The following is a 15,531-nucleotide window of genomic DNA, read 5'->3' as shown; positions in this document are numbered from 1 at the left end:
CGCCCATGTTCGTTCCAGAATTACTCTCCCCCGCAGGCAGCCTTAAAAACATGCGCTACGCCTTCGCCTATGGTGCAGATGCGGTTTATGCAGGGCAACCCAGATATAGCTTGCGAGTTCGCAACAACGAGTTCGATCTTCCAACTCTGAAGCAAGGGATCGATGAAGCGCACGCGCTTGGCAAGAAGCTCTATGTTGTGTGCAACATCTCTCCCCATAACAGTAAGCTGAAGACCTTCATTAAAGATGTCGGCGAAGTCGTCGCACTAAAGCCTGATGCACTGATCATGTCAGATCCAGGCTTGATCATGATGGTGCGGGAGAACTTTCCCGACATGCCGATCCACTTGTCGGTGCAAGCCAATGCGGTGAACTATGCCACCGTTAAATTCTGGCAAAGCCAAGGGATTGAGCGCGTCATTCTGTCCCGTGAACTCTCCCTCGATGAGATCGAAGAGATCCGTCAACATGTGCCAGATATGGAGTTAGAAGTCTTTGTTCATGGCGCACTATGTATGGCTTATTCTGGCCGCTGTCTGTTGTCTGGTTACATCAACAAACGGGATCCCAATCAAGGTACCTGTACCAACGCCTGTCGCTGGAAATACGATGCCCACGAAGCGAAGGAAACAGAAACCGGTGATGTTGTCGCCGTAGATCCAAAAGAAGCACAACGTCAGCAAGAGGCTATTGCAGTGCAGGAAATCACCGCACAGCAAGCTGACGCAACATTAGGTGAAGGCCCAGCCAGCAGCGAAATATTCCTGCTACAAGAAGAGATGCGTCCAGGCGAATATATGCCAGCGTTTGAAGATGAGCATGGCACCTACATCATGAACTCGAAAGATCTTCGTGCCATTGAGCATGTCGAACGACTAACCAAGATGGGTGTACATTCGCTAAAAATCGAAGGACGTACCAAAAGCTTCTATTATGTTGCCCGTACTGCTCAGCTCTATCGTAAGGCAATCGACGACGCTGTTGCTGGCAAGCCGTTCGATCCCAATCTGATGACGAGTCTGGAACATCTGGCTCACCGCGGCTATACACCAGGCTTTCTTCAACGTCATCGCCACGGTGCAACGCAGAACTACGAGTACGGTCATTCAGTCAGTACAACTCAACAGTTTGTTGGTGAGATAACCGGCCGCGACGCAGAAACAGGCTTAGTCGAAGTCGAAGTCAAAAATAAGTTTGAGATCGGCCATAGCATAGAGCTGATGACACCTGAGGGTAACCTGACCTTCACACTGGAAGAGATGCAAAATGCGAAAGGTGAGGCGATGAGCGTTGCACCTGGCTCAGGATATACCGTCTACCTGCCGATCCCCGAAGAGATAGATGTTAGCTTCGGGATCCTGATGCGCAACTTGCAAGAGAGCGAAAACACCCGCCAACCTTTCGCTCAGGCAACTTAATACGGCAACAAGAACACTTGCAGCACTTAAATCAGCAAGCGCGCTAAATAGTTAGCGCGCTAACAACCGCACTCCTATTCTTATTCATATCAAACTAGCAGCCAATACTCTCAGCAGCGGTTTCTCAGCACTCTCCACACCGTACTCACTTTTCTTTGCCTTATATTGCTCCGCCAAGTCCCTTACCTAGCGACTCTAAATTACTTATTTGTTTTAAAAATCAACAATATTTAGAGAAATACAGAAAAATTGTTCTAACCTTATATTTACGAACATTTGTGTAGGCATTAGCACAAGGAAAGAGGTCGTGGCTAGAAAACTCAAAAACAGGAATTGTCTCAGTCAGCGGTGGTGTTATTTCATTGCTTTATTTGGCTTAGGAAGCTTGCTACAGGGCTGTAGCGATAACGCTCCACGACCAGCCCCACCTCCCCATGAAGTCAAAGTTATCAGTGTCACCACCAAGACCGTACCATTCAAGATCCCCCGCCTAGCACAGATAGAAAGTTCGAGGGAAGTCGCTGTTGTGGCACGGGTATCAGGCTTTCTCGATAAGATAAATTATGACGAGGGAACACTCATAAAAGAGGGTGACGTCATGTTCGAAATGGACAAACGCCCTTTCATTAGCCTGCTGAATGCCGCTAAAGGTGAGCTAGAGGCGGCCAAAGCCAGACTCTGGACAGCTGAAGCCAATTTGAAACGGATCCAGCCACTGGCAGAAGCCGATGCCATGAGCCAGAGTGACCTAGATACAGCGATTGGCGAACAGCAAGCCGCAAAAGCTGCCGTGTTTGCCGCCAAAGCTAACGTCACTAGCGCAGATTTAGATTTGAGCTATGCCACCATCAAAGCACCGGCAACCGGACTCACTGGCGCAGCCGAACAAAGAGAAGGGGCATATCTAAGTTCTGTCAGCGAGTCAGCAAACCTCTCCTACGTGGCACAACTAGATCCTATCTGGGTTAACTTTGCCATCTCTCAAAACGAGATGGAAGACTACCAAAGACAACAAGATGAAGGCCTCATCACCACCCCAACCGGTAAGAAATTCAGCTTCGAAATCGTCATGGCTGATGGTTCAATTTTCCCTCACACTGGTTACCTAGATTTTGCCTCGCCAATTTACGACTCAAAGACCGGTACCGTTGAAGTGAGAGCGGTCGTTCCCAATCCTGACTTTCATTTACGTCCCGGAATGTTCGTTTCGGCAAATCTACTCGGTGCCATACGTCCTAACGCTATCGTCGTACCACAACAAGCTGTACAGCAAAGCGCTAAGGGACAAGCCGTTTTATTGGTCAATGATCAAAGTTTGGTCGAGGAGCGACCTATTACCACAGGTGAATGGGTAGGTGATGGTTGGATCGTAGAGAACGGCCTCAACGAAGGTGACAGTCTTATCGTTGATGGTTTTAAAGCTATTCGTCCCGGGATGCCAGTCAAAGCTCTCCACTACATCCCCAAAGCCAAATCGGGTGATGCAAAGAGCAAGACAGGTAGTCCAAAAGCGGATTCAGCGGCCGGTAAATAGGGAGTCACCATGGGACCAAGTTTTTTTATTGACCGCCCTATTTTTTCAGCGGTCATCTCAATTGTTATTGTGCTTGCGGGGGCGATGGCGATGACAGCCACGCCGATCGCACAGTTCCCCGATATTGCGCCGCCAACAGTAACCATATCAACAAACTACCCAGGGGCGACCGCGGAAGTGGTGGCAAATACGGTAGCGGCACCGATTGAACAACAGGTCAACGGTGTAGATGACATGATCTATATGGTCTCCAGTAGTTCATCCTCTGGTGATATGTCGCTAATCGTCACATTTGAGCCTGGCACGGATCCAGATATTGCCCAGGTAAACACTCAAAACCGAGTGAGCCAAGCCCTGCCGCAGCTGCCCGCTTCCGTCAGTGCCCAAGGGGTTACCACGCAAAAAGTCTCGCAATCTTTCATGATGGTGATCAGCTTTACCAGTGAGAATGAAGAGATCACCAAAGTAGATTTGGACAACTACGTGAATCTCTACGTTTGGGATGCCGTCAAGCGCTTGCCAGGGGCTAACTTATCGACAGTATTTCCCCTGCCAGATGTAGCTATGCGTATCTGGCTCAAACCCGACCGGATGGCACAGATGGGTATTACGGTACCCGAAGTTGTTGACGCTATCAGCGGCCAGAACCAAACTTTTGGTATAGGCCAATTGGGCGCCAACCCCGCTCCGGAAGGAACAATACAAAACTTCCCGATCACCAGTCAGGGGATGCTGGTAAAACCCAGCGAATTTGACAACATCAATATCCGCTCGGGCGATGAAGAGAATGCCGCAATTGTCCGAATTCGCGATGTAGGTAAAAGCGAACTGGGCTCAAAAAGCTATTCACTGACCACGAAAACCAATGGCATCACGTCGTCGTCTCTTGTTGTCTATCAGCAACCCGGCGCCAATGCCCTCGAGACATCTGCGCGGGTAAAAGAGGTTCTCGCACAGCTGGAGCCAACTTTCCCCAAAGGCGTAAAATACGAGATTGTTTTAGACACGACTGAATTTACTAAATCATCCATTGAAAAAGTCGTTCATACCTTTTTCGAAGCGGTTGTACTCGTTGTGCTAGTGGTGTTCCTGTTCCTGCAAAGCTTGCGGGCAACGATTGTGCCTGTCATCGCTGTGCCTGTAGCAATTATTGGTGCTTATATAGGTATTTACGGGTTGGATTTCTCCACCAATATGTTGACCCTGTTTGGCATGATCTTGGCTATCGGCTTAGTGGTGGATGACGCTATTATTGTGGTCGAAGCGGTCGAACATAAGATGGAAACCAAAGGCTTAGGACCAAAAGAGGCCGCCAAAGAGGCGATGCAAGAACTTACCGGCGCACTTGTCTCTATTGTACTTGTACTCTCCTCTGTGTTCCTGCCGATTGCATTTTTGGGCGGAATGACGGGTACCCTGTATAAACAGTTTGCCATCACCATAGCCATTGCCATGGTGATATCCGGGATTGTCGCCTTAACCCTATCACCAGCGCTCAGCGCCATCATCCTCCGACCACCGGATAAAGACAAAAAGAAAAATGCATTTTTTGTCGGCTTCGAAAAATACTTCGGAAAATTCACTGATATCTACATCCTTGGCGTCAGGTGGTTGATCAATCATCGGATCATAGGCATCGCTATATTTTTTGGGGTTATTTTCGCCGTCGTGGCATTGTTTAGAATATTACCCACGAGCTTTGTTCCTGAAGAAGATCAGGGCTATCTGTTTGGGGTCAGTATGCAACCCGATGCAGCAAGTCTTGAACGAACCACAAAAGTGAATGACGACATTGTTGAGCGGACAATGAAGGATCCCGCTCTCAAAGCGATCGCACAGCTCAATGGCTACAGCATTATTGACTCCCAATACCGTACAAATAGTGGCGTACTATTTTTGCAATTAAAAAATTTCGAGGAGCGCAAAGAGCCTGGCATGAGCTCTTTTGATGTCCTCAATCGAAGTCGCAAAAATTTAGCGGGTATTGATGATGGTATAGGCGTATTGGTCAACCCACCTTCCCTTCCGGGCCTAGGCACTACCGGTGGTTTTGAGCTCTATATTCAGGACAAAAGTGGCGGTACGCCAAAAGCGTTAGAAAAAGTTGTTCAAGAGTATTTAACTGCATTACGAAAACGTCCGGAACTGGCGGGTATGAACACCTCATTCTCAGCAACAGAGCGTCAACTTTACCTTGATGTCGATCGTGCCAGAGCAGAGCTGATGAAGCTGCCAATAGAAGATATCTACCAGACGCTTAACACCTACTTTGGCTCCCAATATGTCTCTCAGTTCACCCAATTCGGGCGGATCTGGCAGGTCATTATTCAGGCCGAAGGGAAATATAGAGATGATCCCAGCGACTTCTCCAATATCTATGTGCAATCAACGACCGGTGTCCAGATACCATTATCAGCGGTTGCCACCCATCGCTTTATTTCAGGCCCCAACATGTTGCCCAGGTTTAACGGTTTCCCCTCAGCAAAAATTACCGGCGCGCAAAGCCCGGGTTATAGCTCTGGTCAAGCAATCGCGGCAATGGAAAGCGTTGCCGCCGAAGTATTGCCATCGGGCTATGACTACGCGTGGTCAGGACAAGCGTTCCAGGAAAAACAAGCAGGCAACACCGCCATTATTGCTTTTGCCTTTGGCCTCATCATGGTGTTCCTCATCTTGGCAGCACAATATGAGATGTGGACCCTGCCCATTGGGGTAATGCTGGCGGTTCCCTTTGCCATCTGTGGAGCACTGCTGTTGACATGGGGCAGAGGGCTGGAAAATGACGTCTATTTTCAGGTCGGGCTAGTGACATTAGTCGGGCTCTCAGCGAAAAACGCCATCTTGATCACTGAGTTTGCTTTAGACAATTACCGTTCAGGCATGGATCTAGTTGAAGCCGCCGTTGAGGGCGCACGCGCACGACTCAGACCAATCATCATGACTTCATTGGCGTTTATTCTTGGCTGCGTACCTATGGCCATTGCGACTGGCCCAGGGGCTAATAGCCTGCACGCTATCGGTACCGGGGTGATTGGCGGAATGCTCGCTTCTACACTGATTTCATCCTTCTTCGTGCCTCTGTTCTTCGTGCTGATCGAAACCATGAGTCATAAGTTCTCGAAGAGCTCGGAAGAGCATGATGCGCCACAAGAGCTGACCCCCAGTCAACAGGAGGGGAGTTAATATGAGACCTCTCAAACAGCTTTACCTGAGTGCCGGGCTAGCTACGTTTTTATTGTTAGGTTGTACCCTCGGGCCAGATTATCAACGCCCCGACTTAGTACTACCCGACGCGTGGCGAATGGACTACAGCTCGGCATCTGAGCTAGTCAATCAGAAGTGGTGGTTAAAATTTAATGATCCCGAACTAAATCGGTTAATCGATCTCGCTTTAGCGGAAAACTTAGATATAAAGATCGCTGCCAGCCGAGTTGAAGAATACTTGGGCTTACTCAGCACAACCCGTTCGCAGTTTTTCCCCGAAATAGGCTATAACGGTGGAGCCGAGCGCAATCGAATATCCAAAGAAGCCTATGGTTTCATACCAGGCTCAGACCCTTACTACTCGCAATACGAAGCTGCACTGGGGGCTACCTGGCAGTTAGATCTGTTTGGCCGCGTGCAACGCCAAAATGAAGCCGCGATCGCGAGAGTGTATGAAACTGAGCAAGGTCGACGTGGTGTGATCATGTCTGTCATAACCGGCGTAGCTGCCAGTTATATCAATCTGCGAGGTTTAGATCGCAAATTGACCATCGCCAATGAAACAGCAGAGAGCTACAAGCAAAGCCTAGATATCTTCGAACTCAGACATAAGTACGGTACGGTTTCGATGATGGAAGTGGCGCAAATTGACTCCCAATATCAACAAGCCATCGCATCTATACCGCAACTTGAAGCTCAAATTGCAGCGCAAGAAAATTTGCTCGCTGCTTTGATAGGTAAAAACCCTGAAGGGATTGTCAGGGGTAAAGAGCTGGATGAGATGCAGCTACCCAAAGTACCCTCATCATTACCGTCGACGCTTCTGACCCGCCGCCCAGATCTAATGCAAGCCGAGCAGAATCTGGTCGCCGCAAATGCAGAAGTTGGCGTAGCAGAAACCCTCTACTACCCCGATATATCGATAACCGGCGCCCTCGGATTGGCGAGTGCCGACTTGGATGACTTGCTTGATGGTTCGGCAAAAACATGGAACCTTGGCGCTAATATCACCGGTCCAATATTTACTTTCGGGCGGGTAGAAGGCCAAATCCAATCAGCAGAAGCCAGACGAAATCAAGCAGAAGCCAGTTACCGGTTAGCGGTTATTAACGCATTCCGCGATGTCAATGATGCGTTGGTATCGACCAGTAGCAACGAACGAACGTACGAGGCGCAATCGAAAAGAACGTTGGCACTGCGCCTATATGCAAAGTATGCCGCCATGCGGTTTGAAAGCGGTGTTGCGAGTTACCTCGATGTACTCTACGCCAATACAGAACTATTTGATGCTGAGTTGATCACCGTGGATGCACAAGTCTCTCACTACACATCGCTGATAAACATATACAAAGCAATGGGCGGCGGCTGGGTTGATGATGCCGCAACCGCCACTGAAACTGTTAACGTAGAAGAAAAGATGGAACAACAGCCTATCTTATAGTTGCTGTTCGCTTTACGCAGGCCTGAAGCAACCCTCCCCACGCGGGTTGCTTTGTTACCCTATGTGACCGAAAACACGGTGAGTTTTATTCATTGATAAGTTTCTTCGCCTTAGCAATCGGCAGCTTAAAATCAAAAAAGTGAGATTAGCCTAAGTAGATCTGAGACAATACCTCACATAAATCGCCAAACCGTTTTATACGAACATAGTTTATTGATATGGCATTAAAGATCCTAGATACCTGCACCAATTGCGACATGTGTGAGCCGGAGTGCCCGAACGAAGCGATAGCGATGGGTGAGGAGATCTACGAGATAGATCCCGAGAAGTGTACCGAATGTGTGGGGCATTATGATGATCCCACCTGTGTCAGTGTCTGCCCGATTAAAAATTGCATTATTCCTGATCCCGCACACCCGGATACGGAGGAACAGCTATGGGCAAAATTCGATAAGCTATACGGCATAGAACCAAACTAGCTAAATATCGCGCCTAGGCTATCAATCTGACACGCTAAAACAAGCATTAAAAAAGGAGGCCGAAGCCTCCTTTTTAGTGTTTAGCGACAGTGATTACTCACACTTGCTAACCATCAACTCACCGCCATCATTGCTTGCATTGATGCGGAAGCTATAAACGTATTCACCTGCTTCTGGGATGAAGATCGTTGACTCTGTACCTGCACCCACAGCTGGAGCCATAGTCTGTTCGGTACCGATATTTACTGCACCAGAATTTTCAACAGCAAACTCAGCACTCCAACCTGCATCCGCAAACTTGAAGCCAAACGCTGCTGGCTGAGCTTCATCAACAACAACTTGATAGATATTATCACCCTTGTAGGCGAACTTGTGGCTATCAGGGGTTGCACCGAAGTTATCTCCACCTTCGTAGTTACCACGGATAAACATATCCATGCCTAGGGGACCAACCTCTCCAGCATCAGCGGCAGAACAATCAGCCAGCGGACCTTCACCAACCAAGTTATCACCATCACCTAACGATGGACCTTCAGCTGTCGGTGATGTGATATCGAAAAACGCTGTACCAAACGCGGGTAAAGTAACAGCGTACTCGCCGGCAGCAATCTCAACTGCAGCATCGCTCATCAAGTTGACCAATTGGCCATCACTTCCGATCGCAGTACCGAGGATAGTAACGTTAGCTTCAACACCTTTAGTGTTAACCATCACCAATACGTTATTGTCACCAGCGTCTTTACGATCAATATAGATATATTCATCGGAGTGAATATGCGTACGAGAACCGTTATATAACGCAGGATTAGCGGCTCTTATAGCCATGATGTCAGCAACGTATTGCTTAAGATCGGCTTCTTCAGCAGTCAACTCTACAGGTGTCTCACCCACCAACGTCGGAACACCTTCAATGCGTCCGCTGGTACGAGCAACGTGATCGTCACATAACCCTTGGTCAGCACATGTCGTATTGCTCACCTGGTCTGCAAAACCCGGTACTTCGTAGCCAATTTCATCATTGTAATACAGGGTAATAGGACCACTGTAAGCAGCCATAAACGCAAATGCTGCTTTGTGGCGTGCCCAATATTCCGCTTCATCAGGCTCAGCCAAATTACCACGCTGTAATAGATCGCCAAAACGTAAAATATCGTGGTTTCCGATCATCAGGTTAGGCTGAGCATGATCTGGGTATGCCAGTAACTGCATCATACCTGTATCAAGGTGAGTCGCAGGACGATCCCCTGTACCACCTTCATCCACAGCAAATGTTTGCACGGTGGAGTAGCGAACTGGGAAGTCGAAATTAGAAAGCAACGCGGGCGCAGCTTCAGTGCCATAACCTTGGCTAGCAATCTCTCCGGCACTACGCCAGATCTCACCAACCATGTAACCCAGAGGGTTAACCTCTACACCATCTTTATTGGTATAGGTGACACCAGCAGAGGCGGTTTCTACGGCGGTACGAATGTTATCCCAATACTCTACAGGCACCTGATAAGCTTGGTCTAAACGCCAGCCATCAATCTTAATTTCGTTCACCCAATAGGTAGCAACTTCGATGTAGAAGTCCAGATCATCTGGGTAAACAGCTTCCTGACCACTGCCCTGCGCAGGACCGTCAGTGCTCAGGCTTCGCCCTTCAGGCGAGCCTGCTGTATTACCGCTATGGTGGCCAAATACGCCATCCAAGAACACATACAAGCCGCGAGCATGCGCTTCGTCGACCAATGTTTTCAGCTGCTCTTTGGTACCAAAATTGTTGTCAACAGTGAAGTAGTCACCAGCGAAATAACCGGTACCATTTAAGCGCGCATCGGGGGTGTTTGATTGAAACACTGGGGTCAGCCAGATAGCGTTCATCCCCAAAGACTCAATGTAGTCTAGTGAATTGATGATCCCTTGAATATCACCTTTATGATGGCTGTTACCATAAGCGGTGTTGTAATCAAAGTTAGTGTCGCCATCAATAAAAGCTTCAACCATCACTTGATATATGCGCAGGTTACAGGTTTCTTCACCCGTTCCTTGATAGCATGACAGACGCTCATCTAAAGGACGTTTTGCAAGCTCTACTGAGATGTCAACCACGTCACCGACGGGCGGATCAATAGGCGGCTCTACAACCGGCGGCTCTTCACCACCGCCACTGCTACCACCACCACATGCTGTCAACACACCGGCGAGCGCCAATGCTAATAAAGACTTTTCGAACTTCATACTGCGTCCTCTAATTTAGCCGCTAAAAATTACAATTGTCACAAAATTGGCAGCCATTTAACCATGAACTGTAAATGTGAGGTAGCTCATATTTAATAATTGCTAGCTGGCGCAAAAACTATCGATGCTGGAACGAATAAAACGCAAAAATCAATAGGTGCAGGTCATGAAATTGCGCTTTTTTTAGCCATACACTAAGCAGGGTCACTCTCTATCAACTGGCGGCGATTAGCTGATTCAACCCAGTCTGCCGCGGTTTCTGACGATTTTTGCAACCAGCCAGGCAACAATTCCATATCTAACTGAGCCAATAAATTTTTCACTTCTAACCCGAGTTCTGTGTCCCCCTCAATTTTCAGCTTTCGCTGAAAGAACAGGGTATCAGGATCTTCTCTTCGGGCAGAAATCAGCACTAAATCATTTAGTTGCGCCGAAAAAATGACATCGCTATCAGGAATATTTGACGACAATTTCATCTGTTCATTCGACACACTAAGACAGAATTCCATGCCAAGGTCTGAAATGTCGATCTTTAACCAACGTCCCTCAAGGAAATCTAACTCCCCTTCAGCCAGCGGTTCAGCCAGCAGCTGATCTAATACCTTTGCCAGCAACGGCCTATAAACAGCAAAGGGAGTAACACTGAGTGGCCGACGAACCAATCCCGGTCCATGGCTGACAATCCAGTCGCGTAACTTAAGGGGCAACATAGTTAACCTGCTTATTTGATTTTTCTGTTGCGCAGTATAAGCAGCTTTAGCCAAGCAAAAGCTGCCTCAGGTCAAACCGAACACGGCTGCCGCTCCCTACAATGCAGTCAATTGTGTTCGATAGAGACAAAAACATGGAGTTATTGTGCCCAGCTGGCACCTTGCCAGCGTTGAAGACCGCCATTGACCATGGTGCTGACGCCATCTATTTAGGGTTAAAAGATGACACCAACGCGCGTCATTTTGCGGGTCTGAACTTTAATGAAAAGCGACTCGAACAAGGTATCGCCTATGCTCATCAACGGGGCAAGAGAGTTCAGATAGCTATCAACACCTTCGCCCACCCAGGCGCTGAAAAACGCTGGCAGTATGCTGTAGATGCGGCCGTAGCCAGCGGTATTGACGCCCTTATTCTTGCCGACATCGGTGTGCTTGACTATGCCGCTAATCGATACCCAGATGCAGAGCTTCATCTGTCAGTGCAAGCATCAGCCACGAGCGCCGATGCGATACGCATGTATCAACAGCAATTTGGTGTGCAACGGGTCGTATTACCCCGAGTGCTGTCTATTAAACAGGTAAAACAGTTGGCTCAGGCCACCGATGTAGAACTGGAAGTTTTCGCTTTTGGTAGTCTCTGCATCATGTCTGAAGGACGCTGCTATTTAAGCTCTTATATGACAGGAGAGAGCCCAAATACCGCAGGCGCCTGCTCTCCCGCTAAGTTCGTTCGCTGGGAATCAAGAGACGATCAACTAGATGTACGGCTGAATAAAGTACTGATCGACCGTTTTGGTCAAGATGAAAATGCCGGTTACCCAACACTGTGCAAAGGCCGGTTTGATGTCGATGGTCAGCGCTATCATGTCTTGGAAGAGCCCACAAGTCTCAATACCTTAGAGCTATTACCAGACTTACTGCAATCAGGCATTGCCGCGGTAAAAATAGAGGGGCGACAACGCAGCCCTGCCTATGTGGCAAAGGTAACGCAAGTATGGCGCGAGGCAATAGACCAAGCGAAGCGTGTTGGCAAAGCCTATCAACCCGATCCTAAGGGCATGGCCGAACTTAGCCAGTTGTCCGAAGGCTATCAAACCACCCTGGGTCCTTATCACAAAGCCTGGCAGTAACAGGAACAGAACAATGCAGATTTCACTTGGCCCAGTCCGTTATTATTGGCCGAAAACAGAAATAGAAGCCTTCTATCAGCAAGCGATAGCAAGCGAGGCAGATATTATCTACCTCGGTGAGGTGGTATGCAGTAAACGCCGTGAGTTAAACAGCGAACAATGGTTCTCACTCGCAAAAGAGTTGGCCAATAACAGCAACAAGCAGATAGTACTATCGACACTGGCACTGATATCCGCAGAGTCGGAACTGAAAGAGCTGCAACGCTACTGCGATAACGGTGAGCTATTAGTAGAGGCCAATGATATTGCCGCAGTACAACAGATGAGCGAGCGCAAACTTCCATTCGTGGTGGGCAGCCAAATCAATTGTTACAACCTCAGTGCCCTGCAGCGATTGTTAGCCATGGGCATGAGCCGCTGGGTGATGCCAGTAGAGCTATCATCAGACTGGCTATACACCTTGCTAGAACAAGCGGAAGACGCCGGTATCAGGCAGCAGTTTGAAGTAGAAGTCCAGAGTCATGGCCACCTTCCCCTGGCCTATTCTGCACGCTGCTTTACTGCACGCTCTGAAGATCGTCCCAAAGATAAATGTCAAAAATGCTGCCTGAACTATCCCCAAGGACGTGCAGTCCATAGCCAGGAAGGTGAACGTCTGTTTACCCTTAATGGCTTGGAAACCCAATCAGGGCTCAGTTACAACCTATTCAACGAAATACCAAACATGGTGGGGAAAGTTGACATCGCCCGCATCAGTCCGCAACAGATAGATATTGCGCCTTTGGTCTCGGCATTCAAACAGCAGCTAACCGCCCCCATTCATTCCCCCTTATCTACTGATGAATGTAATGGCTATTGGCACCGCCTCGCAGGGATGGTGCAAAGCCAATAGAGCGCACAATAAAAAAGGCAGCTCACGCTGCCTTTTTCACGATAACAGATACCTGTTACGAGCGAACGGTATAGTCGCCCTCGATCACCCACTTATAGGTGGTAAGCTCAACCAAACCCATTGGACCTCTGGCATGCAGTTTCTGAGTACTAACCGCTACTTCAGCACCTAAGCCAAACTGGCTACCATCAGTAAAACGTGTTGAAGCATTCACGTAAACGGCTGACGACGTCACGCCATTAACAAAGGCTGTCGCGTTCGCCATATCGTTGGTTAGAATGCCATCAGAATGTTCACTACTGTGCTCACGAATATGCATCAGCGCCGCTTCTAGATCTGCAACAACCTTAATCCCTAGGATTAACGCCAACCATTCCTGATCAAAGTCTTCAGCTCCTGCAGCATGCACATTTGCGCTGCTGCCAGTCAACAAAGGCAAACTCTGTTCGCAAGCACGAAGCTCAACGCCTGACTGCGCCAAACGCTCGGCCAGTGCAGGCAGCAACTCTGCAGCCGCAGCTTCATGTACCAGTAACGTATCGAGGGCATTACACACACTTGGTCGCTGAACCTTGGCGTTCTCAACGACATCAACCACTTTTTCCAAATCGGCCGATGCATCTGCAAATAGGTGGCAGATACCAATACCACCGGTGATCACAGGAATAGTGCTCTGCTCTTTACAGAGCTTATGCAGACCTGCACCACCGCGGGGGATGATCATATCTACATAATTGTCCAAGCGCAGCAGTTCAGCAACCAAAGCACGATCGGGGTTTTCAATATACTGCACCGCCTGCATAGGTAGCTCAGCGGCAGCCAATGCCTGTTGCACAACACGAGTTAACACCATGTTTGAGTAAACAGTCTCTTTTCCCCCTCGCAAGATCGCTGCGTTGCCAGTTTTCAACGCCAAAGCTGCGACATCAATAGTCACATTAGGGCGCGCTTCGTAGATCACTCCCATGACACCGACAGGGATGCGGCGGCGGCTTAACCGCAGGCCATTCTCCAGCAAGCGACCTTCGATCACTTCACCCACGGGGTCAGCGAGTTCGGCGACACTGCGAACATCGGCAGCGATTGCGGATAGACGAGACTCATCTAACAACAAACGGTCGAGCAACGCCTCGGCCAAGCCATTAGCACGTCCCGCTTCAATATCTTTGTTATTAGCCGTCAAGATCTCGGTCTGATGTGTCACCAGACCATCGGCGATCGCCATCAACGCTTTGTTTTTCGCCCGAGTTGAGGCGGTTGCCAGTTCATAACTGGCTTGCTTGGCCTGTTGACCAAGGGTTTGCAATACGCTCATCTGCATCCTCTGCGCTTAAATCAAAACCAGGTCGTCACGATGAACAACAACCGGGCCAAAATGTATTTGTAAACGTTCACTAATCTGTTCTGAATGGCATCCCATGATCTGCTTCAACTCTTCCATGCCGTAACGGCTGATCCCACGTGCCACTTCGCACCCCTTTTCATCGCACAAAGCGACCAGGGCACCGCGGGAAAAACTCCCTTCAAGAGCGACGATCCCCGCGGGCAGCAGACTAGAGCCCTGATTACATATCGCTTTCACCGCACCGGCATCGATATGAATAGAGCCGCTCTGCTTTGGTCCGGCAAATAGCCACTGCTTCCGAGCATCCAACGGGGCTGGATGTGCCACAAAACGGGTTCCCACCGACTCACCACCACAGGCTCCGGTAATGACATCAGGGTGGTGTCCAGCAGCAATAATGACATCAATCCCCGCGCGCCTTGCTACATCAGCCGCCTGTAGCTTGGTTGCCATGCCCCCCGTACCCAGGCCACTCACACTGTCGCCTGCAATACTCCGTAGCGTTTCGTCGATAGTCTCGACTTCCCGAATTAACTTAGCGTCAGGGTTACTCCTAGGATCGGCAGTAAACAACCCGGGTTGATCAGTTAACAGCAGCAGCAGATCGGCATCCGCCAAGATCGCAGCCAACGCCGATAAATTATCATTGTCGCCTACTTTTATCTCTGCTGTCGCCACCGCGTCATTTTCGTTAATCACCGGAACAATGCGATGCTTCAATAACGTTTTCAGCGTGTCCTGTGCATTCAGGTAGCGCTCACGATCTTCTAAATCAGCACGGGTTAGCAACATTTGCCCCACGTGCAGGCCATATAAGTTGAACAAAGACTCCCAAGTAAGTATCAACTGGCTCTGTCCAACCGCAGCCAGCATCTGCTTCGACGCCACATTATCGGCTATGGTGGGGAAGTTGAGGTGTTCACGGCCTGCAGCAATTGCGCCAGACGATACCAACACCACTTCACAACCCGCTTTATGCAAAGCAGCTATTTGGCGCGTTAACTCAACCATATGCGCCTTATCGAGCAACTGACTGCCGCCGGTAAGCACACTGGTGCCCAGCTTGACAACAATGGTTGGGTATTTTGATGCTAATTCGCCCATCTAATCCTGTTACTCGCTGTAAAGGTTACTTTACCAATAAGGAAGTTGTGCAGG

The 15,531-nt window shown here is 49.1% G+C and carries 11 protein-coding genes; 7 read left to right on the top strand and 4 right to left on the bottom strand.

What is annotated here, in order from left to right; genetic code table 11:
- The first annotated feature begins 5 nt into the window (after positions 1 to 5).
- The 5 genes from trhP (at position 6) to EZV61_RS04680 (ending at position 8,076) form a co-directional block, all read left to right on the top strand.
- Positions 6 to 1,418: a prephenate-dependent tRNA uridine(34) hydroxylase TrhP gene (trhP, locus tag EZV61_RS04700; protein WP_131414496.1), complete on the top strand. Its 1,413-nt coding sequence runs from the start codon at positions 6 to 8 to the stop codon at positions 1,416 to 1,418.
- Between the two features lie 307 nt (positions 1,419 to 1,725).
- The gene (locus EZV61_RS04695; protein ID WP_165569529.1) at positions 1,726 to 2,952 is read left to right on the top strand and encodes an efflux RND transporter periplasmic adaptor subunit; all 1,227 of its coding nucleotides are present in this window, start codon (positions 1,726 to 1,728) and stop codon (positions 2,950 to 2,952) included.
- A 9-nt stretch (positions 2,953 to 2,961) separates the two neighbouring features.
- Positions 2,962 to 6,135 (top strand): efflux RND transporter permease subunit, encoded by a 3,174-nt coding sequence (locus tag EZV61_RS04690; protein WP_131414494.1) that lies wholly within the window; start codon positions 2,962 to 2,964, stop codon positions 6,133 to 6,135.
- A 1-nt stretch (position 6,136) separates the two neighbouring features.
- Positions 6,137 to 7,597: an efflux transporter outer membrane subunit gene (locus EZV61_RS04685; protein WP_131414493.1), complete on the top strand. Its 1,461-nt coding sequence runs from the start codon at positions 6,137 to 6,139 to the stop codon at positions 7,595 to 7,597.
- A 218-nt stretch (positions 7,598 to 7,815) separates the two neighbouring features.
- On the top strand, positions 7,816 to 8,076 hold the full coding sequence (locus EZV61_RS04680; protein ID WP_114338673.1) for a YfhL family 4Fe-4S dicluster ferredoxin: 261 nt from the start codon (positions 7,816 to 7,818) through the stop codon (positions 8,074 to 8,076).
- 93 nt (positions 8,077 to 8,169) lie between these two features.
- On the opposite strand, the gene EZV61_RS04675 is transcribed toward EZV61_RS04680, so the two are convergent.
- Together EZV61_RS04675 and ubiT are read right to left on the bottom strand one after the other, a co-directional pair.
- Positions 8,170 to 10,296 carry an alpha-amylase family glycosyl hydrolase gene (locus tag EZV61_RS04675; RefSeq protein WP_131414492.1) on the bottom strand — a complete coding sequence of 709 codons (2,127 nt, stop codon included), beginning with the start codon at positions 10,294 to 10,296 and terminating at the stop codon, positions 8,170 to 8,172.
- Between the two features lie 194 nt (positions 10,297 to 10,490).
- On the bottom strand, positions 10,491 to 11,006 hold the full coding sequence (ubiT, locus tag EZV61_RS04670) for a ubiquinone anaerobic biosynthesis accessory factor UbiT (protein ID WP_131414491.1): 516 nt from the start codon (positions 11,004 to 11,006) through the stop codon (positions 10,491 to 10,493).
- Positions 11,007 to 11,140: 134 nt separating this feature from the next.
- Here ubiT and ubiU point away from each other — a divergent pair, with 134 nt between their 5' ends.
- Entirely contained in the window at positions 11,141 to 12,136 is a 996-nt protein-coding gene (ubiU, locus tag EZV61_RS04665; protein ID WP_130566645.1) for a ubiquinone anaerobic biosynthesis protein UbiU, read from the top strand.
- A gap of 13 nt (positions 12,137 to 12,149) precedes the next feature.
- Positions 12,150 to 13,028, top strand: coding sequence for a U32 family peptidase (locus tag EZV61_RS04660; protein ID WP_131414490.1), 879 nt, complete (start codon positions 12,150 to 12,152; stop codon positions 13,026 to 13,028).
- A 55-nt stretch (positions 13,029 to 13,083) separates the two neighbouring features.
- On the opposite strand, the gene EZV61_RS04655 is transcribed toward EZV61_RS04660, so the two are convergent.
- Positions 13,084 to 14,349 carry a glutamate-5-semialdehyde dehydrogenase gene (locus EZV61_RS04655; RefSeq protein ID WP_420810805.1) on the bottom strand — a complete coding sequence of 422 codons (1,266 nt, stop codon included), beginning with the start codon at positions 14,347 to 14,349 and terminating at the stop codon, positions 13,084 to 13,086.
- 9 nt (positions 14,350 to 14,358) lie between these two features.
- A complete protein-coding gene (gene proB / locus EZV61_RS04650) occupies positions 14,359 to 15,477 on the bottom strand; it encodes a glutamate 5-kinase (protein ID WP_114338678.1) in 1,119 nt (372 codons plus the stop codon).
- Positions 15,478 to 15,531 lie beyond the last annotated feature (54 nt).

This window comes from Corallincola luteus (assembly GCF_004336975.1).
In the GTDB taxonomy this organism is placed as follows: domain Bacteria; phylum Pseudomonadota; class Gammaproteobacteria; order Enterobacterales; family Neiellaceae; genus Corallincola; species Corallincola holothuriorum.
The sequence above is the reverse complement of the archived record's forward strand: the minus strand, read 5'-3'. Positions and strand labels throughout refer to the sequence as shown.

Coding starts and splice junctions, on each gene's coding strand:
- EZV61_RS04690 (WP_131414494.1), top strand. CDS start 2,962: ATGGGACCAAGTTTTTTTATTGACCGCCCTATTTTTTCAGCGGTCATC.
- ubiT (WP_131414491.1), bottom strand. CDS start 11,006: ATGTTGCCCCTTAAGTTACGCGACTGGATTGTCAGCCATGGACCGGGA.
- trhP (WP_131414496.1), top strand. CDS start 6: ATGTTCGTTCCAGAATTACTCTCCCCCGCAGGCAGCCTTAAAAACATG.
- EZV61_RS04675 (WP_131414492.1), bottom strand. CDS start 10,296: ATGAAGTTCGAAAAGTCTTTATTAGCATTGGCGCTCGCCGGTGTGTTG.
- EZV61_RS04660 (WP_131414490.1), top strand. CDS start 12,150: ATGCAGATTTCACTTGGCCCAGTCCGTTATTATTGGCCGAAAACAGAA.
- EZV61_RS04680 (WP_114338673.1), top strand. CDS start 7,816: ATGGCATTAAAGATCCTAGATACCTGCACCAATTGCGACATGTGTGAG.
- EZV61_RS04655 (WP_420810805.1), bottom strand. CDS start 14,349: ATGCAGATGAGCGTATTGCAAACCCTTGGTCAACAGGCCAAGCAAGCC.
- proB (WP_114338678.1), bottom strand. CDS start 15,477: ATGGGCGAATTAGCATCAAAATACCCAACCATTGTTGTCAAGCTGGGC.
- EZV61_RS04685 (WP_131414493.1), top strand. CDS start 6,137: ATGAGACCTCTCAAACAGCTTTACCTGAGTGCCGGGCTAGCTACGTTT.
- ubiU (WP_130566645.1), top strand. CDS start 11,141: ATGGAGTTATTGTGCCCAGCTGGCACCTTGCCAGCGTTGAAGACCGCC.